The following is a 25,996-nucleotide window of genomic DNA, read 5'->3' as shown; positions in this document are numbered from 1 at the left end:
TAACTGGTCCGGTCGGGTGTGGTCGCAGACTCGCCGGCCCGGACCATTGCGGTCCGGTCCGGATCACCGACGGTGATCGGTGCGGTCGTTCGCGTGTGGACTGTCGGCGCCGCGAGGCGGCCGGTGGGAGCGCTCCCGGTCGACCGGGGAGTGGGATTCCGCCGCCCGCGGCTCCCGGGAGCCGGGCGCCGCGCCGGGCCCGGATCGTCCGAAGTGGACGGACGAACCGCCGGGTCCGATCGTCGGACCGGTGCCGACCGCGCCAGGTCCATGGTGCTCCTCTCCCGCCCCCAGGCCTCTACCGTACCGGAGCACGTACGGCATACGCCCACGGCGGTGGGGTCCGGCCCCCGACCACCCCGATCCACCGGGTGGGTTGTTCGCGGAACGGACGCCCCTGTCCGGGGTGTCCGCCGGGTCCTCGCCGCGTCGAGGTCGGGTCGGTGACCCGAGCCGGGAGGTCGGACACCGCCGACGTTCCGGCTCGGGCCACTAGTGCCCGTGCACCCGGACCTGCTCGATGCTCTCCAGCTCCGCCTCGCGGACCGACCGGCCGCGCGCGTGGGTGACCTGCCACAGCGTCGTCACGCTCTGCAACGGGTGCAGGAACCAGCCCCAGGCGCCGATCACCGGCAGGGACCGGGCCACCCGGCCGCGGGCCCGCCGCTCGCTGCGCGAGTGCCAGCCGATGTGCAGCTCGAACAGCAGGATGCCGACCGCGGCCGGGGCCGCGAACATGATCGACGCCTCGATGCCGTAGCCCTTGCCCGCCGCGTGCTCCCAGTTCAGGTACACGCTGCCCGCCAGCAGCGCGAGCAGGGCGAAGCGCGGGCCCGCGCCGGAGTACGGCGAGAGCGCGTAGCGGTGCGCCAGCCCGGCCACGATCAGCGCGGACGCGTCGAACACCAGCGACACGACGGCGGCCAGCGGCGTCGGGATGCTGAACGCGCGGGCGTACTCGAACAGCGACCACCAGGAGATGCCCATGGCCGCGACCAGCACCACGATCCAGGCCATGTTCGCCGACCAGGACAGCACCGTCGGCACCTGCGTGGTCAGCGGCGCGGCGGGTTCCACCAGCGGCGACTGCACCCGCTCGGCGCGCGCCTCGACGTAGTCGACCGGCTGCACGGCGGGCGCCTGCCCGGCCACCACGATCGCGTTGGACGCGGTCGGCTGCGCGGGTTCGGGGGTGGCCTCGGCGGGCGCCGGGTCCGGAGCGGTGTCCGCGGCCGGAGTCGTCACGGTGACGGATGCCGCCTGCGCCTCGGTCGCCACCGGCCGCACGTCGGCGGTCGGGTCCGCGGCCTGCTCGACGGCGGTCTCGGCAGGCGCGGCGGGCACAGTGTCGTCGGTGTCGACGGCGTCGGTGACGGTCAGGCGGGCCGGGTTGCTCATGGTCGCCGTGGCGGTCGCGGCGGCCGCCTGGTCGAGCGTGTCGGTTCTGTCGGTGTCCACGGTGTCCGAGTCGGGGTCGGGGCTGGCGCCACTGGGGATATCGGGGGTCGCGACCGCGGCCGGGCCGGTCGGCTCGGTGCTGGTCGACAGGTCGACGTCGGTGACCGGCTTGAGGTCGACCAGCGTCGGGTTCTCGTCCGCGGGGACCGGGTCGGCGGGCTCGTGCGAGCGCAGCGCGTCCAGCTCGGCCAGCAGCTCGGGGCTCATCGCCACCAGGTCCCCGGTGTCGCCGATCCGGTTCTCGCCGCGCCAGGTGTTGATGATGCCGGTGGCGTAGGCGCGGGTGATGGTGACCCCGTAGGCGGCCAGCCACTGCTTGACCCCGAGGGTGGTCGGCGGCTCGACGTGCCGGCAGGCGTAGCGGATCTTGTCGGCCAGGGAGAAGCGCTCGGCCAGCGCCACGGCGTGCTCGGGGTCTATGTCGATCTTCGGACTCACCTGCGCGGTCCTCCTCCGGCCGGTTGCGGATGAACGCGGTTCGCCTTCGTCGAGATGTGCGGATCGGGTGTCGAGGCGATATGGGGATCGGGTATGACGACTGAGTGTGTGCACTCTGTCGGACGGGCCGGGCGGACGTCCACCCGGGGGTGCCTTCGCGCGACGGCAGATCGACGATCTTCACCCAGTCGTGGCCGCGTTGTTATCGACGGCCCGGTCCGGCCCGGTTTGCGGGTCCACTGTGGACCTGTTCGCGGTGGTCAGCGACCCGCGCGCGGGGTGCGGACAAATACGGCATCCGGCCGCTCGCGTGATCGTGATCACGCCTCGGCTGCGTTCGGTCACCGACCGGGGTGTCGGTCGGGCCGGGTGGCGGGTTCTCGACGGGATCGTGCCCGAACGGCGGTAGAGGTCCGATCCGCGGTGCGCTACCGGCGCCCGCGGAGTCCTAAGAGGACCGCTCGACCGGCTCGACGGAGTCGAGCGCTGTGCCGGTCGCGGCAGTCTCGGTGGTCTCGGTGGACGCGCGGGCGATGCCGCGCTCGCGCAGGACCAGGAAGAGATCGGCCAGTCCGGGATCGAACTGGGTCCCCCGGCCGCGGCGGATCTCCGCGCGCGCCTCCGCTTCCGACAGTGCCGCCCGGTACGGCCGGTCCGACCGCATGGCCACCCACGCCACGCACACCGCGAGCACCCGTGCGGCCGGATGGATCATCTCCCCTTGTAGACCTTCCGGGTATCCGGTGCCGTCCCAGCGCTCCTGCTGCCGCCGGACCACCTCGGCCACGTCGGCGTGTCCCGGCACGACGGACACCATCCGCGCGCCGTGCTCGGGCAGCGCGCGCACCAGCTCCCACTCCGCCGGGCCGAGCCGGTCCGGTGTGGTCAGCACCGCGCGCGGCAGCACGATCCGGCCGATGTGGTGCAGCCGCCCGGCCAGCTCGGCGGTGCGCGCGGTCGCCGCGTCCGCGCCGGACTCGTCGGCCAGCAGTCGCGCCCAGCCCGCCACCGCGCGGCCGTGGTCCGGGTTCGCGGACAGCCCGTCCACCCGGTCGGCCACCAGGAACAGGTACTCCAGCCCGGACGGCGCGTCCGGGGCGCGGACATGGCCGACCACGACCCGGTCCCGGCCCGCGGCCTTGGCCGCGTAGAGCGCCCGGTCCGCGATCGACACCAGCTGGCCCGGATCGTCGTCGTGGTCCGGGTAGACGGCGGTGCCGATGGAGATCGTCACCGGGATGGTGCGCCGCGGCCCGACCACGATCGGCGTGCCAGCCACCCGCGCGCGCAGCCTGCCCGCGATCACCGGCAGGGTCTCCGCGTCCGCGTTCGGGATGATCAGCGCGAACTCCTCGCCGCCGTAGCGGGCCAGTACCTCGCCCGCGCGCACCGCCGCGCGCAGCCGCACCGCGATCTCCACCAGCACCTGGTCGCCCGCCGGGTGGCCGTGCCGGTCGTTGATCGTCTTGAAGTGGTCGACATCGGCGATCAGCACCGCAACCGTGCCGCCGGAGCGTTTCGCGCGGGCGATCTCCAGCGGCAGCTGCGCGGCGAAGAACCGGCGGGTGTGCAGGCCGGTCAGCGCGTCGGTGATGGCCAGCCTGCGCTGGTCGGACACCAGTCCGGCGAGCCGGGTGATGGTCAGCGCGAACAGCAGCGCGCACGCCCCGGCCACCACCGGCACGTCGCGGACCGAGCCGTCCGCCCACTCCACCAGCAGCACGCCCGGCGCCACCAGCGCGGCTGCCGACAGCCCGGCGATGCGCACCGGGTTCAGCGGCGCGTCCGGCACCGGGGACGGCTCGGCCAGCAGCCGCATGGTGGGGTGCAGCGCGCTCGCGCCCAGTGCCAGGTTGCCCGCCAGCCAGATGGCGTCCAGGAAGTTGCCCGCCTGGTAGGTGCCCGCCAGCTGTTGCAGCACGTAGATCGTGTCCGCGGTCATGATCGCCGCGAGCCAGCCGATGAACAGGAAGAACGCCCGGGGCCGGGAGCCGGAGCCGAGCACCAGCCCGAGCGCGACGGTCAGCAGCGCCAGGTCCATCACCGGGTAGCCCAGCGAGGCCAGCTTGACCAGCAGCGGGATCTCCAGCCGGGTCTGCGGGCCGATCACGTAGACCCAGGACATCATCGCCGCCACCACCGCGAGCGTCGCCGCGTCCAGCAGCCCGGCGAGGTCGCGGCCGGGGGTGCGGCGGCGGATCAGCAGCACGATGCCGACCACGGCGAGCGGGTAGTGCCCGAGGTAGAACAGGTCGGCCGGGGACGGGTAGGCGGTGAGGCCGAAGGCGTAGTGCGAGATGTAGAAGTAGCCGTCGGCGAGCGCGTAGACGAGCTGACCGGCCGCGATCATCACCCACGGCAGCCGGGGGCGCGGCCGGTTGCGCAGCACGCCGTAGCAGACCGCGACCGCCGCGGACGTGCTCACCAGGCAGTACAGCACCACGCGCAGCGGGAACCCGCCCGCGGTGACCGGGGCCAGGTAGTAGGCGACCACGGCCGCGGCGCCGACGACCAGGTACAGGACCCACATCCGCCCCGGACCGGCGGTCACCGGGCAGCCCCCGCGCGCACCGGTACCCGGGCCGGATATTCGCCTCGGGCGCGGGAAGAACGGGCGGATGCGGCGATGTCGACCACCCGGACAGAGTGGCACAGCGGGAATCCGACCCGGGACATGACCTTGCGATGACGGTTCGTTGAAATAAGAACGGCCCGGGTCGTCGGAACGGCGCTTCTCGACGACCCGGGCCGAACCCTGGGTCAGCAGCTCAGGTTGTCCCCGGGGACGACGCCGAGCAGCTGGGTGAACTTCTGGTAGGCGTTGATCCGGCTCTGCACCTGGGCGGGGTTGCCGCCGTTGCACTCCAGCGCGCCGTTGATGCTGCGGATGGTCTCGCCGAAGCCGCGGCCGTTGACGATGGCCTCGTGCGGGGTCATCGTGCCGGGGCCCTTCTGGGTGTTCCAGTACCAGAGTGCGGTCTTCCAGGCCACGGCCGGGTCCTGCTCGACCAGGAACGGGTTGCGCAGCAGGTCGATGCCGAGCGCGTCACCGGCGGCCTTGTAGTTGAAGTTCCAGCTCAGCTGGATCGGACCGCGCCCGTAGTACGCGGCCTGGCCCGCCGGGCAGCCGTAGGACTGGCTGGCGTCGCAGTAGTGCGGGTAGTTGGCGGTGTTGGTCTCCTTGATGTAGACCAACCCGCCGGTCTCGTGGTTGACGTTCGCCAGGAACGCCGCGGCCTCCTGGCGCTTCGTGGTCTCCGTGCCGGTGTTGGCGAACCCGGGGTAGGCGGCCAGCGCGTCGGTGAGGCCCTTGTAGGTGTAGAAGGTGTTCCGGCTGGGGAACATCTGGTTGAACTGCGCCTCGGACACGACGAAACCGCTGGTGTTGGGCGGTTGCGAGGTGGGCGGGGTGGTCGTCGTCGACGGGGGAGTGCCGCAGCTGGTGTAGGGGTCCCAGTACCAGGTGCTCACGACCGGGCTGTAGCCAGGGTTGTCGTGCTCGGCGATGTAGTAGTTGTTGTCGACGTAACGGACGATGTCGCCGGTCTTGTAGTCGCGGCCCTGCACCCAGTCCGGGTAGCTGCAGGTGCCGGGCGGCTGCGTGGTCGGCTTGGTCGTGGTGGTCGTCGGCGGGGTGCCACCGCCGCCACCGCAGGCGCCCGAGTCGGTCCAGACCTGTGCCTGTCCGGGCGTCTCGCCCTGGGTCCACCACTTGGCGGTCCAGTTGTGTCCGGTGTAGGACGCGGACTTTCCACCGGTGTAGACGGTACTGCTGCTCCACGGCGTGGCACAGTCGGCCGCCGCCTGCGCGGACACGGACGGCAGGATCAACGCCAGCCCGCCCGCCGCCGCCACCGCGGCCACCACCGCGACGATTCGGTTCCTCGACACGCGATCACTCCTCACAGGGTGCCGGTCCGGGACCAGACCGGCCGCAGGGTCATGGCCCATTCCCGCCGGGGACAGGCAGGATTGGACCGAAATTCACCTAAGCCGATCAGGCCAGTTCCCGTCAAGGTCTAGACCACTCGCCCGGCTGTCCGGAGATCTCTAGATGATCTAGTCTGACCGGGTCGACGCGGACGACCCAGGAGGCCCCGACATGACCCGATCGGCCAAGGAGCTGCTGGAGAAGGTGCAGCGCGAACTGCTCCCCGGCGAACACGACAACCGTTTCGTTCCGTTGGTCGCCTCGGGCGCGGCGCCACTGTCGGTCCTGGGTGCCTTGGCGGCCGAGCAACACCGCATCATCAACAGCGACTGGCGAACCTTCCTCACGTTGGCCGCGCAGGCGGTGGACCCGGCGGCGCGGGAGGTGTTCAGCAGCCTGGCCCAGGGGGAGGGGATCTCCCTGGTGAACCTGAAGGACTTCGCGGCGGCCTGCGGGCTGAGCGAGGACGACGTTCTGAACTACCAGCCGCAGCCCGGGTGCCAGGCGTATCCGGCGTACCTGGCCTGGTTGGCGTTGAACGGGAGTCCGCGGGACGCGTTGTTGGCCATCCTGGCGAACTTCGCGGCGTGGGGCGGGTATTGCGCGACGATCTCCGCCGGGCTGCGGGAGCACTACGGGTTCGACGAGAAGGGGACGGCCTTCTTCGACTTCTTCGCCGCGCCGGTGCCGGAGCTGGAGGAGTTGTACGTGGTGGCGTTGCAGCAGGCCTTGGATGACGGGTGGAAGCCGAAGACGTCGATCGGGTACGGACGGCTCCTGCAGGGATACGAGCTGATGTTCTGGAACACGCTGGCGGATCTCACCGTCTGACCGGGACCGCGTTCCAAGCGCAGGACGGGCCGCCGCCATGACGCGCGGAGGCCCGTCCGCTTGTGGTTATCGGGTGTCGTCCTCGTCGAAGATTCGCTGGGCCACCGAGAAGGCCGAGTTCGCGGCGGGCACGCCGACATAGGCACCGGAATGCAGCAGGATCTCGCCGATCTCCTCCCGCGTCAGCCCGTTCCGAATCGCCGCCCGAACGTGCAACGCCAACTCGTCGTGTGCCCGCAACCCCGTCAACAACGCGAGCGTCACCGCGCTCCGCGTCCGTCGGTCCAATCCCGGCCGGGTCCACAACGCGCCCCAGACCGATTCGGTGATGTATTCCTGGAATGGCCGGTTGAACTCGGTGACCCGGGTCCGGTCCACATGGGCGTCCCCCAACACCGACCGGCGCATCGCCTCCCCCCTGGCAGGCGGCAGCCCGGACAGGATCAGCCGGGCGAACTCCTCGGGCCGCTCCACGACCCCCAGGTGGGCGGCCCCGGCGACGACCTCGAACCGGGCCCCGGGGATCCCGGACGCGATCCGACGCCCGTGCTCCGCGGGCGTGGCCGGGTCCTCGGTCCCCGAGACGACCAGCGTCGGCGCCACGATCGAGGGCAGCTCGTCCACGAGGTACATCGACCCGATGGCCCCGCAGGCCCCCGCGTACCCCACCGCCGGAACCCGCAGCAGCATCTCCCGGAGCCGAGCGACATCCGCGTATGCCGGGGTGACCCACCGCCCCAACGACCGGTCGGCGATCGCCTCGACCCCCGATGCCAGCACCAGCTCGGCCCGGGAGCTCCAGTTCGCGGTGGGCCGCAGGTCGGCGGACGTGCAGCACAGGACCAGGTGCTGCACGCGGTCCGGTGCGTACCGGGCCATCCACATCCCCACCATGCCGCCCAGCGACACGCCCACGATCGACGCGCGCCGGATCCGCAGGTGGTCCAGCAGGGCGATCAGGTCGCCGCCCAGCTCGTCGAGCGTGTACGGGCCGGGGGGAACGGGCGAGCCGCCATGGCCCCGGTGGTCGAACCGCACGACCCGGTAGCCCGCCTCGACCAGGGCCGGGACCAGCGCGTCCCACATCGAGAGATCGGTGCCCAGGGAGTTGGCCAGGACGACCACCGGGGCGTTCGCACGGCCGGTCACCTCGTGGTGGAGTGGTATCGCGGACAACGGCCCTCCCGATTGGTCGCGCTCTTTCCCCGAACGCTACGTGAATGCGTTTCCCAGGCGCGGACCGGTTCCTTCCGGTGCCCCGACCCGTGCCCGCGATCGGTGGGGAACGAGCGGGCGGCGGGTGGTCCCATCGCGTGGTGTGCCGGGACCGGCTGACACGATCGCGATACGTACGCGATACGGAACACAGAGTGGTGATCACGGTCCGGCGCGGCCTTTCCGCTGCCGCGTCTCCGGTTTTCCGGCGCGTTTCCCAGGGGGCCGGTGCGTGTGAATGCGATCGATCTGCTGGTTTGTCCGTCCTGTGCCGGGACATCGCGCAGTTCGACGTGTTGTCCTCGCGCCATCGGGACACTTACACCGTGGGACTACTACAACGTGGGACAACCACACCGTCGGACAAGTCGAGAGCTGGTTCACACACAGCGGGTTCGCGCCGGTGCGCCGATACTGGTGGCCGGTGGGCGTGACCGGCAGACGTGACGCCCGACCGGGGTCCACATCGGAGCCTCGACCGGCCCGCGGCCGGGATTTCCGGAGTGGACACCGGCCGGGTCGCTCCGCGAGTGGTGCTTCGGGCTGCTAACTTCCACGCCAACCAGCAATTCACGCAACCCGTTGTGCAATGAGGTGCCGCATGGCTCAGAAGACCATCGTCCAGCTCTACGACGACCTCGACGGTTCGACCGGCGAAGACATCCGGTCGGTCGAGTTCAGCCTGGACGGCGTGACCTACGAGATCGACCTGACCGAGACCAATGCCGAGCGGCTGCGCGCCGACCTGGCCGACTTCGTGGCCGCTGCGCGGCGCACCGGCGGCCGGATCAAGCGGTCGGCCCCGGCCCGGCAGTCGGAGGCCCGCAGCAAGGAGCAGACCAAGGCCATCCGGGAATGGGCTCGGCGCAATGGCCACGACATCTCCGAGCGTGGTCGCATTCCCTCGGCCGTGGTCGAGGCGTTCGAGACCGCGCACGCCGAGCCGGAGCCCGAGCCCGCCCCGGCGAAGCCGAGGCGCGCGAGCAAGGCCCGCAAGGCGGCCTTCTCCGGCTGAGCCATTCGGCCGCCGATTCCGGTCGGTCTCGCACCGACCGGCCGCGCGCGGTCGAATCACCCGGACGTACCCACCGGCCCGCCCGCCCCCGCGAATCCAGCGGGCGCGCGCGGGCCGGTGGCGTTTCGCGCGTCTCCGAAAAGCGTTCACCACCCGAACCGGTCGAATCCTGGCGAGAATTCGTCGCGATCCCCGAAAAGTCACCGTTCGAGTGATGACGGGCATGTTCCGCTAACGCCGTCCTGGTGATCGAACGATCACCCAGGGGTAGGGGAAAGCGCACCGGGGAGGGAGTCCGGCGTGTCGTCCGTCCGTTCCGGGGATCGCGGCGCGCGTTCCCGGCTGGTCGACCGGGTCGGCGAGCGCCGTCCCGGGGCGATGGTCTGACATGGCCGCCACGGAACCCCGCGGGCAGTGCGCAGGCATGCTGTTCACCGACACCCCAGGCCTGCTCGACCTGGACGTCGTCGCCGGGATCACCGACCCCGGTGGGCACCGCGACCACAACGAGGACGCGATCGCCGTCGGCACGCTCGGTCCCGCCGCCGCGGCCGTGGTGTGCGACGGTGTGGCGTCCTCCCCGGGCTCGGGTGTCGCTGCCGCCGTGGCCGCCGAGGCGGGTTTGCGGACGCTGCTCGCCGCTGTCGCGCGCGGGGAGGAGCCGGTCGCCGCGATCACCGCGGGCATGGTCGCCGCCGCCGAGGTCGCGGCCGCCGTGACCGCGCCCGACCCGGACGACCCGCCGGGCTGCACGTACGTGTCCGCGTTGGTGGACGACACCGGCGTCACCGTCGGCTGGGTCGGCGACAGCCCCGCGTACTGGGCGGACCCCACGGGCACGCGCAGACTCACCGTCGACGACACGCCCGCGGGCGGACTCCTCGCCGACGGCGCCACCCCGGACGACCCGCGCCTGTCCGACCCCGCCGCCCACGCCCTGGCGCGCTGGCTCGGCGCCGACGCGGGCGACGCGCCCCCGCACGTGCACCGGTTCGTCCCGGACGGCCCCGGCCTGGTGGTCCTGTGCAGCGACGGCCTGTCCCGCTACCTCGACGCGGGCCTGATCGCCCCCGTCGACCACCAGGGCACCCCGGCGGACACGGCCAGGACCCTGCTCGACAGCGCGCTGGCCGCGGGCGGCCACGACAACGTCACCGTCGCGGTGATCGCGGCGAGCATTCCGGGAGAGGCGGCAGGCTGAGCCCTGCCCGTGCGTCCACGCAGGCGACTCCCGACCGTCCGGGACTCCGATGCCCGTCCACCACGTCTGGTCACCGGCCCGTCGTGCGGGATCGCTCCCGGGACCGGTCCGACCGGGAAGGGCGTCGACGAGCCGTACTCGCCTGTGGCGGCGCGCCTGTGGAGCGACCCGCGCGTGCCTTTTCCGCGCCAACGTGGTCTCCTGTGCCCGTGTGTGATGGCGAGGCGCGCCCCAGGCAGGGGCGGTTCCCGGTCCGGTTCGGCACGGCCGAGGTGCTGCGCGACCTCGACCGGTCGGACGGCTGGCTGCTCAGTGTGGACGGGGTGGCGCAGTCCTATGTGGATCTCGCGGACCCGACGCACCTGGAGTTCGACTACGTCCGGCGGATCGCCGATGTCGTGGACTGCGCGTGGCCCGCCGGTGCCGCCGTGGACGCCCTGCACATCGGGGGCGGTGCCTGCACCCTGCCGCACTACATCGCGGTGACCCGGCGCGGGTCCGCGCAGACCGTGGTGGACGCGGACCCGTTGCTGGTCTCGTTGGTGCGGGAGCAGTTCGGGGTGGACGCGGTGCCGGGGATGACGTTGCAGGTGGGGGACGGGCGCGCGCTGACCCGGTCGGTGGCGGACGCGTCCGTGGATCTCGTGGTGGTGGACGCGTACGAGAAGGGGGTGTTGTCCGGGGGGTTGTTCAGTGTGGAGTCGACTCGGGACCTGTCGCGGGTCCTGCGGGGGAACGGGGTCTATCTGGCCAACCTCTCGGATGGGCCAGGGTTGCGGTTCGCCGCTCGCGCGGTGGCCACGTTGTCGGCGGTGTTCGGGGTGGTGATGTTGGTGGCCGAGCCCGGGGTGCTGAAGGGACGGCGGTTCGGGAACATCGTGCTGGCCGCGTCGGCGGTGGAGCTGCCGGTGGCGGAGGTGGCCGCACGGGCTGCCGCGGCGGTGTTTCCTTCGCGGTGCGTGATGGCGGCGGAGCTGCGGGCGTTGGTGGGGCCTGCTCGGGTGCTGACGGATGTGGAGGGAGTGGACGTGCCTGTACCCCCCACCGACTCGTTCTGATCCGGCTGCCGACTCGGCCTGGGATCGGCAGCCGGTACGGCCGTCAAGCGAACAGGGACTCGCCCCAGTACGCCCCGGGCCTCAGGCCGGGCGGGCAGGCGAAGTGGCCAGACCCGGTGTGCTCCAGGTACTCCATCATCCGATCCTTGCCCGACAACGCCGTCTGCATGGGCACGAACTGCTTCCGGGTGTCCTTGTTGAAGCAGACGAAGAACAACCCGGCGTCCAGATGTCCGAACCCGTCCGACCCGTCCGTGAAGTTGTAACCCCGCCGCAGGATCCGGACCCCGCCGAGGTTCTCCGCGGAGGCCAACCGGATGTGCGAGTCCTCGGGGATCAACGGCACCCCGCCCGCGCCCCGGACATGCAGGTCCACCGCGTCGAACTCGGCGTCCTGCCCCAACGGCGCCCCGGTTCCCTTGGCCCGTCCCACGACCTCCTCCTGCTCCCGCAGTGAGGTCCGGTCCCAGATCTCGATGTGCATCCGGATCCGCCGTGCGACCAGGTAACTGCCCCCGACCATCCACTCGGGACCGTCGGCCACCCACACGTGATCCTGCAGGCCTGCAGGATCCTCGGCCTTCAGGTTGTTCGTCCCGTCCTTGAACCCGAACAGGTTCCGGGGCGTCGCCTGCGCGGTGGACGTGGACGAGGTCCGACCGAACCCGAGCTGGGACCACCGCACGGCCACCTTCCCGAACCCGATCCGCGCCAGGTTCCGGATCGCGTGCACGGCCACCTGCGGGTCGTTCGCGCACGCCTGGACGCAGATGTCGCCGCCGCTTCGCTTGGGGTCCAGGTCATCCCCGGGGAAGTGCGGCAGGTCGACCAACGCCTCCGGCCGTCGCGCGGCCAGGCCGAAGCGGTCGTCGAACAGGGACGGTCCGAAGCCGATCGTCAGCGTCAGGGCCGACGCGGGCAGGTCCAGTGCCTCCCCGGTGTCCGACGGCGGTGCCTCCGCGACACCGCCGACCGCGCCGCCCTCGGTCGCCTCGTGGCCCGCGGTCATGCGTTCGGCGGCCGCCGTCCAGTCCTTCAGGAGGTCGATCAGGTCCGCGCGGTCCCGGGTGGTCACGTCGAAGGCGACGAAGTGCATGCGGTCCTGGGCGGGGGTGATGATGCCCGCCTGGTGGTCGCCGCGGAAGGGGACGGGGGTGGCGGTGTCGGCGCGGGGGGCCGGGGCGGGTTGGTCGCCCGCGGCCAGTACCCCCGCGGCCGTGCCCACCCCGGCGACCGCGATGCCCGCGCCCGCCAGGCCGATGAGACCGCGTCGGGAGATCGTCACTTCTGGGCCACCACCTCGGCCACCTTGCTGATCGGCTCGCCCAGCGCGTCGACGGCCTCGGCGAAGGCCTTGACCTGGTCCTGGGACAGGTCGGTGTAGAGCTTGAAGCCGTCGGCGGTGCGCTGCTCGTCCAGCAGGCGGGTCACCGCGGCGAAGCGGTCGTCGATGGTCTTGGCCAGGGCGGCGTCGCGCTCCTGGACGACCGGCCGCAGCGCGGCGACGGCGGCCTGGGAGCCCTCCACGTTGGCCTGGAAGTCCCACAGGTCGGTGTGCGAGAAGGTGTCCTCCTCGCCGGTGATCTTGCCGGTGGCCACCTCGTCGAGCAGCTCCTTGGCGCCGTTGGCCAGCTGCAACGGGGTCAGCTGCACGGTCTTGGCGCGGGTGACGATCTCGGTGACGTCGGTCTGCAGCTGGTCGGCGATCTTGCCGCTGTCCGCCTGCAGGCCGGTGACCCACAGGTCCTTCTCCAGCCGGTGGAAGCCGCTGAACTCCTGGCCGGGCTCCAGGTCCGCCTCGCGCGCGTCGACCCGCGGGTCGAGGTCGCCGAAGCTCTCCGCGACCGGCTCGATCCGCTCCCAGTAGGTGCGCGCGACCGGGTACAGCTTCTTGGCCTCGTCGACCTTGCCCGCCTTGACCGCGGCCACGAACTCGCCGGTCTTGGTCTGCAACGGCTCGACCTGGTCGTTGACGTAGCGCTGGTAGCCCGCGGTGGCCTCGGCCAGCCTGGTGTCGGCGTCGACCTGCCGGGTGGCGCTGCCCTTGACGGTGAAGTCCGCGCGGATGCCGTCGCCGGTCATGCCGGGGCGGCAGGAGGTCTGGTACTTGCCGCCGTCGGGGACCTCGACGATCAGCTTTCGGGTCAGGCCGGGGGTGATGTTCTCGACCTCGCCCATGATCCGGTCGCCCTCGGCGTACAGGTAGAACTCGGTGACCCGGGTGCCCTTGTTGCTCACCTCGAAGGTGATCTTGCCCGCGTCCGCCTCGGCGCGGCCCACGCCGCAGCTGTCGTCCTTGGCCTCGACCGCGATGGGTCCGCCCGCGGCGGCCTGGGCGGTGTCGGCCTTGTCGCCGCTGCCGCAGGCGGCGAGGGCGGCCAGCGAGAGGGTCGCCAGTCCCGCGAGGCACGCGCGGGCGGTCACTGCGGTCACTGCTGTACTCCTTGGACGGTGGCGGGCCTGGCCGCGGGCTTGCGCGCGGGCCAGAGGAAGAGCGTGAGCACGACCACCACGTAGCCGAGCCAGGCGTAGCCCTGCAGCTTGGTGGTCTGCGCGGAGTAGTTGAAGATCCCCTTGAGCAGGGCGCCGTACCAGGAGTCCTCGGGCATCGGGCCGGACAGGTCGAAGGCCAGCGCGTCCAGGCCGGGCAGCACGCCGCCCTCCTGCAGGTCGTGCAGCCCGTAGCCGAGCACGCCCGCGGCGATGAAGACGAGCAGCACGCCGGTGACGGTGAAGAACCGGGTCAGGTTGATCTTCACCGCGCCCCGGTACATGGCCCAGCCCAGCGCCACCGCCAGCACGATGCCGATCAGGAAGCCGACCAGCGGGCCGAGGTTCTCGTGCGCGGACTCGGTGGTCGCGTAGAAGAAGACGGCGGTCTCCAGGCCCTCGCGGCCGACCGACAGGAAGGCGACCACGACCACGGCGAGCGGGCCGATGGCGATCGCGTCGGACAGCTTGCCGCGCAGCTCGCCGCTGATCTTGCGGGCGGTGCCGCGCATCCAGAAGATCATGCCGGTCACGAACGCGACCGCGACCAGCGACATCGCGCCGCCGAAGGTCTCCTGCGCCTTCCAGTCCAGCGTCGCGCTGGTGTAGGTGATCAGCGCGCCGACTGCGACGGACAGCACCACCGCGGCGGCCACCCCGGCCCAGACCCAGCGGAGGGACTCCCGGCGGCCGGTCTTGACCAGGTAGGCGAGCAGGATGGTGACCACCAGCGTCGCCTCCAGGCCCTCCCGGAGCCCGATCAGCGCGCTGCTGAACACGTATTCCACGGTCACCCTCTCGCGAGTTCGGTCAGCCTTACCTGGCAAACGTTAGGTAAGCCTCGCTTCAGATGTCCAGTGCGACGTGCGCGACACCGGCCGTTCACCCGGTCGATACATCCGTATTGTCCGGAATTTTCGTGATTTAGTCGGCACTCTCGCGGATAACGAATCGGTAGCCTGCCATGATCGGACGCGCGGCCACGTCAGCCCTGGTCACCCTGGGTGTGAACGACGTGCGCGGTCAGTGTCCGGGGGCGAACATGTCGGACAGGCCGGTGATGGCGAACACGCGCTCAAGGTTGGGGTCGAGCGCGGAGACCGACAATCTGCCGCCCAGGCCGACCATCCGCTTGTATGCGGCGAGCAGTGCGGACAGGCCGCTGGAGTCGCAGAAGGCCAGCTCGCCCAGGTCGAGGGTGAGGGTGGCGCCGTCGACGAGCGGCAGCGCGGCGACGGCGGCGGTGAGCTCCGGGGCGGTCGTGTAGTCCAGCTCGCCGCTCAGGGCCAGCGCGCCGTCGCCGAGACGTGTGATGGCCAGTGCGTGGGGATCGGTCTTCACCTGCTGGGGCTCCTCGTTTCGGGTGCGCGCCAGCGGAAGTACCCGTTTCCCGGGGTTGCCACACCTCGATGGGGTGGTGGCACGAAAGAGACCGAGCCGTCCGCTATCGGCCGCCGGGAGTGGTCGAAGGTTCACTGGTGTGGACGGTGTCATCGCCCTGGCGGAGCCATACCTCGGCGTGCTCGACCGGGTTCACCAGCCGGTCGCCACCGTCCTTGGTGTCGCCCTGGTGGACGACGAAGCCGACCTGGTGCGCGCCGGGCAGCAGCCGGATCGACGCCACCCGTCCGTATGGTGTCTCGCCTGCCAGCGGCAGCGGCGACTGCCACGACGTCGGCGACTCCACATCACCCCACACGTGCAGGCCCCAGCCCGCGTAGTCGCCCGCCGGGCGGTTGTAGTGGACGACCAGCCACTCCGGGGACGGCGGCAGCGGCGGGGCGGTCACCAGCGTCATCGCCGCGCCGTCCGCGCCCAGCCGGGACCCGTCGTCGGCGACCGCCCGGAGCTCGACCCGTTTGCCCGCCGCCGCTCCCGGAAGTCCGGCCACGTCGGCGAACACCCGGTACGGCGCCGCGTCGTCGGTGCCCAGCGGGGTCCACTCCCGACGGCCTTCGACCCGGGCGGCGAAGCTCACCCGGGCGAAGGCCGAGGTCACCCCGTCGGCGCGCAGTTCGACCCGGTTGTCCAGCACGGTCCCGGTGGGCGGGAGCGCCAGGGTCGGGGCGGGCGCGCTCGTGTCAAGCCGGTCGTCGGCGCGGTAGGCGGTCAGGGACAGTGGCGGCACGGTCACCCGTACGGTTCGATCATGGCCTGCCGTCGGCCCCGCGCTGTCCAGGGCGGTCGGGTCGGCGGTGGGGGCGGTGGACAACTCGGGGTGGAAACAGCGGGAGGACACCGGGATGTCCACTGTGGCCGGTCGGGTGCCCGCGTTGACGACCACGAGGTGCTCGCGGGCGTCGGCCCGGCTGAACGCCAGGACGTCGCCCTGGGCGTAGCGAAGCGTTTGCGCGCCCCGGCGCCACACGCCATCACGGTCCACAAAGGATGACAGGGACGCCAGCTGTCGGTACAGCGGATGGTCCGGGTCGAAGTTGTCCTGCGCCCCGGTCCGGTCCGCGCCGACGAACTTCTCGGCCGCGTACTCCGGGGTCCGGCTGGCGAACATGTCCTGCCGCGCGAGCTTGTCCCCGCCGCCACCGGCGAAGCCCTGCTCGTCGCCGTAGTACACCACGGGATTGCCCCGCCACAGGTACATCAGCGCGTTGCCCAGTTCCAGCCTGCGCAACAGTTCCGGCTCCGGGACGCCTCGGTCGCGCAGCATCCACGCGAGACGGCCCATGTCGTGGTTGCCCAGGAACGTCGGCAGCGAGTAGGCGTTGGAGTCCGCGTCGGTGTAGCGGTCGTCGTCGAGCAGGACCGACGCCAGGTGCGTGGACCCCTTGCCGGACAACAGGTCCAACGCGCCTGCCCGGAACGGGAAGTCCAGTGTGGCCTGCATCCGCCCGCGCGTGGTGTAGTTCGAGGTGACGGTCGGGTCGGCGTCGTAGACCTCGCCAAAGACGAAGAAGTCGGGCTTGCCGTGCGTTCGCGCGTACGCCTTCACATACGGCGACAGGGCCTGCCAGAACTCCAGGTTGACGTGCTTGACCGTGTCCACCCGGTAGCCGTCGATGTCCAGGGTGTCGATCCACGAGGTGAAGATGTCCTCCATGCCGCGCACGACCCGCGGATTCTCCGTCATCAGGTCGTCCAGGCCGGAGAAGTCCCCGTACTCCGTCGACTCGCCGGTGAAGGTCGAGTCGCCCCGGTTGTGGTAGAGCGTCGGGTCGTTCAGCCAGGCGGGGGACTTCGCGTGCGGGTCCGACACCACCGGCGTGTAGGGGAAGGCGGTGATCTCCGGGAAGTCCGCCCGGCCCGCCCGTTCCTTGACGTCCACCGGGCTCCCGGCCCGGTCCCGGTAGGGGAAGTCGCGCGTGTTGCGGTACTCATGGCTGTGTTCGGCGTAGTCGATCACGTCGGCGGTGTGGTTGGCGACGATGTCGAAGAACACCCGCATCCCCAGCCGGTGCGCGTCCGCGATCACCGCGCGCATGTCGTCGGTGGTGCCGAAGTGCGGGTCCAGCCGGGTGAAGTCGGTGGTCCAGTACCCGTGGTAGGCCGCGGAGACGTCCGTGCCGGAGCCCTGCACCCACTTGTTGGCGAACATCGGCGTCATCCAGATGGCCGTGGTGCCCATGCCCTTGAGGTAGCCGAGCCGCGCGCGCAGCCCCGCCAGGTCGCCGCCGTGGTAGAAGCCCTTGTCGGTCGGGTCGAACCCGGTCACCAGCCGATCGGTGCTGGGGGAGCCGCCCCGGTCGTTGCCGGGGTCGCCGTCGGCGAACCGGTCCGGCATCACGAAGTAGAACCGCTCCCCGCCCGGGTCGTCGCGCAGCGGCGGCCGGTCCAGCGCGTGATCACCCGGTCGGGTACCCGGCGCGATGTCGACGACCTCGCCCACCGCCAGCCGGGGTCCCGTCGCGGCCCGCGCGGGCTCCGTCAACGCGGTCAGCGTGCCTGCGAGCAAGAGCAGTACGAGGGCGAGCCGACCCATCCAGACCTCCCGCGGTCGTGTGGCGAAACCGGTCGGCCTCCGACCGAACCACGCCCGCGGTCGCGGCGGCTAGGGCCGACCGGAGGGGGCCGCGTCCCCGTCGTTCGACACCCGGCGCAGCCCCAGCCGGTGCAGCTCCAGGTCGGCCAACACCCGGATGGCCGCCGGGTCGCCCGTCCGCCAGCCGCCCGCGACCGGGCCGGTGTCCGCCAGCGTGCCCAGCGGCTGGGTGGCCAGCGCGCGCAGGGCCAGCACGTCGTGGCCCGCCGCGCCGAGCGCACGCAGCCGCAGCGCGCCGGTGGCCTGGCGGGCGTAGCGCACCCGCAGTGGCAGCCAGGTGGTCAGCACCAGCACCACCGGCACCGCGACCAGCACGAACGTCAGCCAGAACGCCAGGTTCTCCACCGCTGCGATCTGCCGCCACCCGGCGTCCATGATCCGGGTGCCCGCGTCCGAGCCCGGCCGCAGCGCCCGCGCCAACGCGTCGCCCACCAGCGGCAGCTCCTCGGCCTTGGCCGCGGCGGTGTCGAACGTGCCGCGCAGCGCGGTGCCCGCGTCGATCAGCCGGTCGCCGGGCGCGCGCAGGTCGAGCACGGTGTCGCGGACGTGCAGGGCGAGCCAGACCGACAGCACCACCACCAGCACCGCCGCGGCGTCGGCGAGCAGCTGCGCGCCCCGCCGCGCCGGGCGGTCGGCGTAGATCTTCATGCGGGCGACCCCTATCCGGCGAGGACCAGTCCCGTCCAGAATGCCGCGATCCCGCCCGCCACGGACACCCCGATGTTGACCAGTGCCCGCCGCCGGGACAGCAGCGTGGTCTCGTAGGCGAAGGTGGAGTACGTGGTCAGGGCGCCGCAGAAGCCGGTGCCCAGCAGCAGCCGCCACTGCGGGTCGGCGGTCGCGATCACCACGCCCAGCACGAAGCTGCCCAGCAGGTTGGCCACCAGCGTGCCCCACGGAGTGCGCAGCCTGCGGCCGATGACGTACCGCAGCGGCGCCCCCACGGCCGCGCCCAGCGCGACGACCAGCACGTTCACTCGACCACCCGGCGCGTCACGGCCGCCCCCAGCGCGGCGGCGGCCAGCGCGCCGACCAGCGTCAGCACCATATAGAGGCCGCCCTCGACCGAGCGCCCGGTCGCGAACAGGTGCTGTACGTCGCCGCAGTAGGTGGAGAAGGTGGTGAACCCGCCGAGCACGCCGGTGGCCAGGAACGGCCGCAGCCGCTCGGGCACCGCCACGATCACGCAGCCCATGACCAGGCAGCCCACCAGGTTGATCGCCACCGTGGCCCACGGGCCGGGCCAGGCCACGCCGATCCCGTACCTGGCCAGCGCGCCGAGCACGCCGCCCGCCGAGACGGCGGCGACGGTGCGTGCCGGGATCGGTTCGTTGCGCACCGGCATACCGTGCCACACGGCCTGCCAGGCGAAACCGTGCCCGTCCTGACCCGGGCGGGGTGTTCGATCGGGCAACAGGGTTGCCCGTGTCCACGTGGTGCCCGCCGCGGGCGGTCTGCTATACCTACGGTGCATACCGGCCGCCGCGCGCCGGTGCGGCCGGGTCGGGGCGGTTGCCCGCGGATTCGGCGCCCAATCCGCGCGGTCGGGACAATGCGGCGGGATCGTGGATCTTGCCCGGCAACAATGGCGGTCCGCGGCTTTCCCACGGCCGCCCCATGCCCTTGTGTGCCATTCCGCGCCCGCTCGTCGACAATCCCGATCCCCGGTGGATCTTGCCCGGGGGCGGCCACCGGTTCGGGTGAGGACATCTGATGTCCGACATTAATCGGCCGGAATCCGCCGCGGGCTGCCGGGAATGGCGTTCCGGGCGCCCGTCGACCGCTTCGGGTCGGCCGCGGTTACTTCTCCACATCGGAACACCATCGGGGGTCGGATCGTTGGAGAAGGCGGGGGAGCGGCGCGGACGGGGGTCCCGGAGCGCTCTCCGCCGACGAGCCGCTTTCCCTGGCTACGGAACGAAGTCGGGCGGGTCCCGCACGGTTGACAACGCCTCGGTGACAGCTCTGTTGCGATTGGACCGCGGCGCCCCGCCGGAGCCGCGCGCGACCGTTCCGGGAGCGTGTCCACCGAGAAGGATCCGACAAACCGGAACCGATCCGACCGACGGGTAACCGCGACCGAAACGGCATACTCTGGTGTCTTCCGACGACACCGTCAAGTGGCAAAATCACCCGATCCGGCACGCGGTGGTGCGTTGGAATCTGGCATGATCCAGTTCGGTATCAGTGCTGGCCAAGCGGATATCCCCGGAGTATGGTCTAGACCAAATCACCCATCTGTCCGATTGCCCGGCCAGGGGGGCCGCCCCGATAGTGGGCGGGCCTCGCGAACCGGTCGCGTGACGGTCGAAGGAGCCCCGAACATGTCCGCGCTACCGCAGAATCCCAGTCGCCGAACGATGCTCAAGGGGCTGGGGATGGCCGCGCTCGCGGCCGGTCCGCTGTCGGCCTGTGCCTTCGGGTCCTCGGACTCCGGCACCCCGTCCACCACCGCGCCCGCGGGCCCGGTCTCCGCGGAGAACCCGTTCGGTGTGAAGGCCGACGCCCCGCTTGAGGTCGTCATCTTCAAGGGCGGTCTCGGCGACGCCTACGCGACCGACGTGCACGAGCCGATGTACAAGAAGGCCTTCCCGCAGGCCACCATCAAGCACGTCCCGACCCAGCAGATCGCGCAGACCCAGCAGCCCCGCTTCGCGGGCGGCGACCTGCCGGACGTGATCGCCAACTCCGGCAGCGACCTGATGGACGCGGGCGCCCTGCAGTCCGAGAACCAGCTGCTCGACCTCTCCCAGCTGTTCGACGCCCCGGCGCTCGGCGGCTCCGGCAAGGTCCGCGACACGCTGATGCCGGGCACCATCGAGGCGGGCCTGATCGCGGGCAAGCCGTTCCAGATGAAGTACATCTACACCGCGTACGGCCTCTGGTACGACTCGGCGCTGTTCGCCAAGAACAACTGGACCCCGGCCACCACCTTCGAGGAGTTCGACGCCCTCCTCGGCAAGATCAAGGCCGCCGGCCTGCAGCCGTTCGCCTACGCGGGCAAGAACGCCTCGTACTACATGTACTGGATGATCGCCATCACCGCCGCGAAGATCGCGGGCAACCAGGTGCTCATCGACATGGACAACCTCAAGGACGGCGTCTGGACCTCCGACCCGGTCCGCCAGTCGGCCGAGAAGTGGGCCGCGATCGGCAAGAAGTACCTCGACCCCAGCTTCGAGGGCCTGACCCACACCGAGGTGCAGACCTCGCAGAACCAGGGCCACGTCGGCTTCTACCCGTCCGGCTCCTGGCTGGAGAACGAGCAGAAGGAGCAGACCCCGGCGACCTTCCAGTACGCGCTCACCGCCACCCCGAGCGTGTCCTCCTCGGACAAGCTGCCCTTCGGCGCCCTGCGCGCCGCGGCAGGCGAGGCCTACATCGTGCCGTCCAAGGCGAAGAACACCGCCGGTGGCCTGGAGTACCTGCGGATGATGCTGTCCAAGGACGGCGCGCGCGGCTTCACCGAGAAGACCGGCAACATCACCGTGGTCAAGGGCGCGGCCGACGGCCTGCCGCTCTCGCCGGGCAACAAGAGCACCAACGACGCCCTGAACAAGGCCGGTAGCAACATCATCACCTACAACCTGTTCGAGGACTGGTACAAGGAGTTCGAGACCGAGCTGCGCTCCAAGACCAACGCGCTGATGTTCGGTCGCATCAACGCCGAGCAGTTCTGCAAGGACGTGCAGGCCAAGGCCGACGCCGTGCGCAACGACTCGTCCGTGACCAAGCAGAACCGCACCTCGTGAGGATGCCCCGCGGCGGCGCCAGGTTCGTCATCGGCTTCCTGGCGCTGCCGGTCATCCTGTACCTGGTGTTCGTCATCGGGCCCTACTTCCAGGCGTTCTACCTCGCGTTCACGGACTGGAAGGGCTTCTCGAAGCCCCCGCAGTGGGTCGGGTTCAAGAACTTCGAGGACCTGTTCCACAACGACGCGTTCAAGGCCGCGGTGGGCCACCACCTGCTGCTGCTGCTCTCGCTGCCCGCGGTGACGCTGGTCATCGCCCTGTTCTTCGCCTTCCTGCTGAACATGGGGGCGGGCACGAGAGGCGTGAAGGGCTCACGCTTCTACCAGGCCGTGTTCTTCTTCCCGCAGGTCCTCGCGGTCGCGGTGATCGGCGTGCTGTTCCAGGCGGTGTACCGCCCGGACAAGGGCGGCGTGCTCAACGGCATCCTGGACATCTTCGGCATCGCCCCGGTCGGCTGGCTCACCCAACCCGGCCTGGCGCTGTGGGCGCTGATCGCGGTGCTGATCTGGCAGCAGGTCGGCTTCTACGTGGTGCTCTTCGCCGCGGGCATGTCCTCCATCCCCAAGGAGGTCATCGAGGCCGCCGAGCTGGACGGCTGCACCCGGATGGGCATGTTCTTCCGGGTCACCCTGCCGCTGCTCTGGGACACCGTCCAGGTCGCCTGGGTCTACCTGGGCATCCTGGCCTTCGACGGGTTCGCCATCGTGTCCACGCTGTCGGTGGACCAGGGCGGCCCGGACGGCTCGACCACCGTGCTGCCGCTGGAGATCTGGCGCACCTTCCGGTTCTCCAAGTACGGCGTCGCCTCGGCGATGGGTGTCGCGCTGTTCGTCCTGAGCCTGCTGTTCGCCGTGCTCACCCTGCGGGTGACCCGGCGGGAACGGATCGAGTACGCATGACCGCCAACATGACAGCCGAACGCCCCGCCGAGCCCGCGCAGCCGACGCGGGCCGCCCCGGGGCGGGCGGAGCGCCGGAGCAACCCCGTCCTGGGCGGTCTCTCGCACGCGGCGCTGGTGCTCTGGGCGATCACCGTGATCGCGCCGATCCTGTGGACGTTCCTGGCCTCGTTCAAGACGAACACGCAGATCTTCACCGACCCGCTGAGCTTGCCCACGTCGATAAAGTTCGACTCGTGGGGTCGCGCGTGGGAGAAGGCCAACATCGGCCAGTACCTGTGGAACAGCGTCCTCGTGGTGGTCTGCTCCACCGCGGGCACGATGCTGCTCGGCTCCATGGCCGCGTACGTGCTGGCGCGGTTCCGGTTCCGGGGCAACCGGCTCATCTACACCCTGTTCGTCTCCGGCATGGTGTTCCCGGTGTTCCTGGCGCTGGTGCCGCTGTTCTTCGTCGTGCGCAACCTGGGCCTGCTCGACACCCACCTCGGGCTCATCCTGGTGTACATCGCGTACTCGCTGCCGTTCACGGTCTTCTTCCTGTCCGCGTTCTTCCGCAGCCTGCCGGTGTCCATCGCGGAGGCTGCCATGATCGACGGCGCCTCGCACACCAGGACGTTCTTCCAGATCATGGTGCCGATGGCCAAGCCGGGCCTGATCAGCATCACGATCTTCAACGTGATCGGCCAGTGGAACCAGTACCTGCTGCCGATCGTGCTGCTGTCCGGGTCGGTGCCGGACAAGTGGGTGCTCACCCAGGGCATCGCCAACATCTCGACGAACGCGGGCTACCAGGCCGACTGGCCCGGCCTGTTCGCCGCGTTGAGCATGACGATCATCCCGGCGCTGTTGGTCTACCTGGCCTTCCAGCGTCAGATCCAGGCCGGACTCACCTCGGGAGCCATCAAGTGAAACTCGCGGTCGTCGGCGGCGGCTCGACCTACACCCCGGAGCTGGTCGACGGCATCGCGCGGCTGCACGCCGAGCTGCCGGTCAGCGAGCTGGTGCTGATCGACACCGACGAACACCGGCTGGAGCTGGTGGCCGGGGTGTCCGGGCGCATCCTCGCGCGCGCCGGACACCCCGCCCGCCTGCGCACCAGCACCGAGCTGGAGCTGGGCGTGGCGGGCGCGGACGCGGTGCTGGTCCAGCTCCGCGTCGGCGGCCAGGCCATGCGCCACCAGGACGAGACGGTGCCGCTGGAGTGCGGCTGCGTCGGGCAGGAGACCACCGGGGCGGGCGGGCTGGCCATGGCCCTGCGCACCGTGCCGGTGGTGCTCGACGTGGCCGCCCGGATCGCCGCGGTCGCTCCCCGGGCCTGGATCGTGGACTTCACCAACCCGGTCGGCATCGTCACCCGGGCCCTGCTGGACGCCGGGCACCGGGCGATCGGGTTGTGCAACGTGGCCATCGGCTTCCAGCGGCGGTTCGCCGCGCTGCTGGACGTCGACCCGGCCAGGGTGGCGCTCGACCACGTCGGGCTCAACCACCTCACCTGGGAGCGCGCGGTCTACGTGCGCGGCGAGGACGTGCTGCCCCGGCTGCTCGACGAGCACGGCGCGGCGGTGGCCAAGCAGGTCGGCCTGCCCGAGCACGTGCTGCGCAAGCTGGGCGTGGTGCCCTCCTACTACCTGCGCTACTTCTACGAGCACGACGCCGTGGTCGAGGAGCAGCGGGTGTCGCCGACCAGGGCCAGCGCGGTCGCCGACGTGGAGCGCAAGCTGCTGGAGCTCTACGCCGACCCGGCCGTGGACACCAAGCCGGACCTGCTGGGCAGCCGCGGCGGGGCGTTCTACTCGGAGGCGGCGGTGGCGCTGCTGGCGTCGCTGTTCGGCGAGGGCGGCGACGTGCACGTGGTCAACGTCCGCAACAACGGCACGCTGCCGTTCCTGCCGGACAACGCGGTCGTCGAGGTGCCCGCCACGGTCACCGCCGCGGGCGCGCAGACCTGGCCGGTGGCCCCGGTGTCGCCGCTGATGGCCGGGCTGATCGGGCACGTGTCCGCCTACGAGACGCTGGCCGTGCGCGCCGCCATCACCGGTGGGGCCGACCTGGTCACCGAGGCGCTGCTGGCGCACCCGCTGATCGGCCAGGTGTCGGTGGCGGAGAAGCTGGCCGCGCGGCTGATCGAGGTCAACCACGAGTTCCTGCCCTGGGCACCGGTCAAGTGACCGTGCACCCGGCGGGCAGGACGCTGCTCGCCGTCGACGGCGGCAACAGCAAGACGGACATCGCGCTGCTGCGCGCGGACGGGACCGTGCTCGCGCGCGGGCGCGGTCCCGGGTTCGAACCGCACTCGGTGGGCGTGGCCGCCGCCGTCGACGTGGTGGTCCGCACCGCCGCCGAACTGCTGTCGACCGAGGCGCCGTTCGCCGACCACGTCGCCGCCTACCTCGCGGGCGCGGACCTGCCCGAGGAGGAGGTCGCGCTGCGCGAGGAGTTCCTGCGCAGGCGGATCGGCACCACGGTCGAGATCGGCAACGACACCTTCGCCCTGCTGCGCGCGGGCACCACGCGCGAGTGGGGCGTGGCCGTCGTGTGCGGCGCGGGCGTCAACGCGGCGGGCGTCGGCCCGGACGGCCGCGTCGCCCGCTTCCCGTCCCTCGGCTCGCTGACCGGCGACTGGGGCGGCGGGGGACACCTGGGCAAGCTGGTCCTCTGGCACGCCGTGCGCGCCGAGGACGGCCGCGGCGAGCCGACCGAGCTGGTCGACGCGGTGCGCGCGCACTTCGACGCGGCCAGTGCGACCGAGGTCGCCATCGCGATCCACTGTGGTGAGATCCCCCGGCACCGGCTCACCGAGCTGACCCATCCGCTGTTCGCTTCCACCGACCCGGTCGCGGTGTCCCTTGTGGACCGGATGGCCGAGGAGGTGTGTCTGCTCGGCCTGTCGGTGATCCGCCGGTTGGACCTGCTGGACACGCCCACCGATGTCGTACTGGGCGGCGGCGTGCTCACCGGCGGTCCCGCCCGGTTGATGTCCGCGGTCGAGGCGGGCTATGCCGCCCGCGCCCCGCACGCCCGCCTGCTGGTCGCCCGGACGCCCCCGATCGTCGGCGCCGCCCGGCTGGGTCTGGACCAGCTGGGCGCCGACCAGTCGGCCCACGACCGCGCCACGGCCGAGTTCGCCGCGTGATCCCACCCGGCGCGCGTCGGGTTCGCCAGGTGTAGGTCTTCTCCCCGGAGTCCACACATTACGTCCACATGCGACTATTCGGTTCGGCTGAACCGGGTCGAGGTGGACGGGGGCGGTGTCCGTGGCGATGCGCTGGTCGGACTGGATCGTGTTGGTGTGCGCGGGTGTCCAGGTGTACATCCTGTCGCTGGTGGACGTGGGCGGCCCGTCGCCGGACGACCCGTCGGGTGTCGGCGGCAACCCCATCGAGGACGGGATCCTGGGCCTGCTGGGGCTCACGGTCATGGCGCTCACCGCCGTCGTCGCCGTCGTGCTGGTCCGCCTGATGCTGGGCCTGCGCGCGTGGCGGTGGGCACCGCCCGCATACGCCGCGTTCTTCGGCTTCTTCCACGCCGTCGCCTGGTCGCCCGTCGCCCTGCTCTACGCAGCCGCCCTGGTCACCTTGGTCGTCGAGACGCTCGTGGCGCGCCGCCGGGCCGCCGCCATCCCACCTGTCGCCCCATCCCCCATCCTCGACGGGTTCTGGACTCCGGTCGTCCCGCCGGAGCAGAAGGATGCCGACTGACTGACGTACACAGTGGA

The 25,996-nt window shown here is 71.3% G+C and carries 23 protein-coding genes; 11 read left to right on the top strand and 12 right to left on the bottom strand.

Going from position 1 to position 25,996, the window contains the following annotated elements:
* Positions 1-492: 492 nt before the first annotated feature.
* Positions 493-1,896: a DUF2637 domain-containing protein gene (locus C503_RS0125595; RefSeq protein WP_026316697.1), complete on the bottom strand. Its 1,404-nt coding sequence runs from the start codon at positions 1,894-1,896 to the stop codon at positions 493-495.
* Positions 1,897-2,086: 190 nt separating this feature from the next.
* On the opposite strand from C503_RS0125595, the gene C503_RS47405 reads away from it, so the two are divergent.
* The gene (locus C503_RS47405; RefSeq protein ID WP_156893472.1) at positions 2,087-2,305 is read left to right on the top strand and encodes a hypothetical protein; all 219 of its coding nucleotides are present in this window, start codon (positions 2,087-2,089) and stop codon (positions 2,303-2,305) included.
* Positions 2,306-2,344: 39 nt separating this feature from the next.
* On the opposite strand, the gene C503_RS40825 is transcribed toward C503_RS47405, so the two are convergent.
* Both C503_RS40825 and C503_RS0125580 read right to left on the bottom strand, forming a co-directional pair.
* Complete coding sequence (locus C503_RS40825) at positions 2,345-4,447, bottom strand: diguanylate cyclase (RefSeq protein ID WP_245572584.1); 2,103 nt, start codon at positions 4,445-4,447, stop codon at positions 2,345-2,347.
* 209 nt (positions 4,448-4,656) lie between these two features.
* Positions 4,657-5,787: a glycoside hydrolase family 19 protein gene (locus tag C503_RS0125580; protein WP_018685077.1), complete on the bottom strand. Its 1,131-nt coding sequence runs from the start codon at positions 5,785-5,787 to the stop codon at positions 4,657-4,659.
* Between the two features lie 211 nt (positions 5,788-5,998).
* On the opposite strand from C503_RS0125580, the gene C503_RS0125575 reads away from it, so the two are divergent.
* Positions 5,999-6,658 (top strand): thiaminase II/PqqC family protein, encoded by a 660-nt coding sequence (locus C503_RS0125575; protein ID WP_018685076.1) that lies wholly within the window; start codon positions 5,999-6,001, stop codon positions 6,656-6,658.
* 66 nt (positions 6,659-6,724) lie between these two features.
* Here the strand turns inward: C503_RS0125575 and pcaDC are convergent, their stop codons facing one another.
* Positions 6,725-7,807, bottom strand: coding sequence for a bifunctional 3-oxoadipate enol-lactonase/4-carboxymuconolactone decarboxylase PcaDC (gene pcaDC, locus C503_RS49070; RefSeq protein WP_018685075.1), 1,083 nt, complete (start codon positions 7,805-7,807; stop codon positions 6,725-6,727).
* A 667-nt stretch (positions 7,808-8,474) separates the two neighbouring features.
* Between pcaDC and C503_RS0125565 the strand changes: the two genes are divergently transcribed.
* The 3 genes from C503_RS0125565 (at position 8,475) to C503_RS0125555 (ending at position 11,147) form a co-directional block, all read left to right on the top strand.
* Complete coding sequence (locus C503_RS0125565) at positions 8,475-8,888, top strand: histone-like nucleoid-structuring protein Lsr2 (RefSeq protein ID WP_018685074.1); 414 nt, start codon at positions 8,475-8,477, stop codon at positions 8,886-8,888.
* 388 nt (positions 8,889-9,276) lie between these two features.
* Complete coding sequence (locus C503_RS0125560; protein ID WP_156893471.1) at positions 9,277-10,089, top strand: PP2C family protein-serine/threonine phosphatase; 813 nt, start codon at positions 9,277-9,279, stop codon at positions 10,087-10,089.
* A 203-nt stretch (positions 10,090-10,292) separates the two neighbouring features.
* On the top strand, positions 10,293-11,147 hold the full coding sequence (locus C503_RS0125555; protein ID WP_018685072.1) for a spermidine synthase: 855 nt from the start codon (positions 10,293-10,295) through the stop codon (positions 11,145-11,147).
* A 43-nt stretch (positions 11,148-11,190) separates the two neighbouring features.
* Here C503_RS0125555 and efeB read toward each other — a convergent pair whose 3' ends face one another.
* The 8 genes from efeB to C503_RS0125515 form a co-directional block, all read right to left on the bottom strand.
* On the bottom strand, positions 11,191-12,432 hold the full coding sequence (gene efeB, locus C503_RS0125550) for an iron uptake transporter deferrochelatase/peroxidase subunit (RefSeq protein WP_018685071.1): 1,242 nt from the start codon (positions 12,430-12,432) through the stop codon (positions 11,191-11,193).
* Entirely contained in the window at positions 12,429-13,580 is a 1,152-nt protein-coding gene (gene efeO, locus C503_RS0125545; RefSeq protein ID WP_018685070.1) for an iron uptake system protein EfeO, read from the bottom strand. The genes efeB and efeO overlap by 4 nt, the downstream gene beginning before the upstream one ends.
* Positions 13,577-14,431: an iron uptake transporter permease EfeU gene (gene efeU, locus C503_RS0125540; protein WP_018685069.1), complete on the bottom strand. Its 855-nt coding sequence runs from the start codon at positions 14,429-14,431 to the stop codon at positions 13,577-13,579. The genes efeO and efeU overlap by 4 nt, the downstream gene beginning before the upstream one ends.
* 229 nt (positions 14,432-14,660) lie before the next feature.
* Positions 14,661-14,978, bottom strand: a complete 318-nt coding sequence (locus C503_RS0125535; protein ID WP_018685068.1) for an STAS domain-containing protein — start codon at positions 14,976-14,978, stop codon at positions 14,661-14,663.
* 103 nt (positions 14,979-15,081) lie between these two features.
* Positions 15,082-17,571, bottom strand: a complete 2,490-nt coding sequence (locus C503_RS0125530) for an alpha-amylase family glycosyl hydrolase (RefSeq protein ID WP_018685067.1) — start codon at positions 17,569-17,571, stop codon at positions 15,082-15,084.
* Between the two features lie 69 nt (positions 17,572-17,640).
* Positions 17,641-18,279: a hypothetical protein gene (locus C503_RS0125525; protein WP_018685066.1), complete on the bottom strand. Its 639-nt coding sequence runs from the start codon at positions 18,277-18,279 to the stop codon at positions 17,641-17,643.
* 11 nt (positions 18,280-18,290) lie between these two features.
* Positions 18,291-18,608: a fluoride efflux transporter FluC gene (locus C503_RS0125520; RefSeq protein WP_018685065.1), complete on the bottom strand. Its 318-nt coding sequence runs from the start codon at positions 18,606-18,608 to the stop codon at positions 18,291-18,293.
* Positions 18,605-18,976 (bottom strand): fluoride efflux transporter FluC, encoded by a 372-nt coding sequence (locus tag C503_RS0125515; RefSeq protein ID WP_018685064.1) that lies wholly within the window; start codon positions 18,974-18,976, stop codon positions 18,605-18,607. Before C503_RS0125515 ends, C503_RS0125520 begins: the two co-directional genes overlap by 4 nt.
* Positions 18,977-19,955: 979 nt before the next feature.
* On the opposite strand from C503_RS0125515, the gene ngcE reads away from it, so the two are divergent.
* From ngcE to C503_RS0125485, 6 genes are all read left to right on the top strand, one after another.
* Complete coding sequence (gene ngcE / locus C503_RS0125510) at positions 19,956-21,383, top strand: N-acetylglucosamine/diacetylchitobiose ABC transporter substrate-binding protein (protein ID WP_026316692.1); 1,428 nt, start codon at positions 19,956-19,958, stop codon at positions 21,381-21,383.
* A gap of 2 nt (positions 21,384-21,385) precedes the next feature.
* Entirely contained in the window at positions 21,386-22,282 is an 897-nt protein-coding gene (locus C503_RS0125505; RefSeq protein WP_026316691.1) for a carbohydrate ABC transporter permease, read from the top strand.
* Complete coding sequence (locus C503_RS0125500; protein ID WP_018685061.1) at positions 22,279-23,190, top strand: carbohydrate ABC transporter permease; 912 nt, start codon at positions 22,279-22,281, stop codon at positions 23,188-23,190. The genes C503_RS0125505 and C503_RS0125500 overlap by 4 nt, the downstream gene beginning before the upstream one ends.
* Complete coding sequence (locus C503_RS0125495) at positions 23,187-24,449, top strand: 6-phospho-beta-glucosidase (RefSeq protein WP_018685060.1); 1,263 nt, start codon at positions 23,187-23,189, stop codon at positions 24,447-24,449. Before C503_RS0125500 ends, C503_RS0125495 begins: the two co-directional genes overlap by 4 nt.
* A complete protein-coding gene (locus tag C503_RS0125490) occupies positions 24,446-25,414 on the top strand; it encodes an N-acetylglucosamine kinase (RefSeq protein WP_018685059.1) in 969 nt (322 codons plus the stop codon). The genes C503_RS0125495 and C503_RS0125490 overlap by 4 nt, the downstream gene beginning before the upstream one ends.
* Positions 25,415-25,529: 115 nt before the next feature.
* Positions 25,530-25,979: a hypothetical protein gene (locus C503_RS0125485; RefSeq protein ID WP_018685058.1), complete on the top strand. Its 450-nt coding sequence runs from the start codon at positions 25,530-25,532 to the stop codon at positions 25,977-25,979.
* Positions 25,980-25,996 lie beyond the last annotated feature (17 nt).

It is taken from the genome of Actinokineospora enzanensis DSM 44649 (assembly GCF_000374445.1).
Taxonomy (GTDB): domain Bacteria; phylum Actinomycetota; class Actinomycetes; order Mycobacteriales; family Pseudonocardiaceae; genus Actinokineospora; species Actinokineospora enzanensis.
The sequence above is the reverse complement of the archived record's forward strand: the minus strand, read 5'-3'. Positions and strand labels throughout refer to the sequence as shown.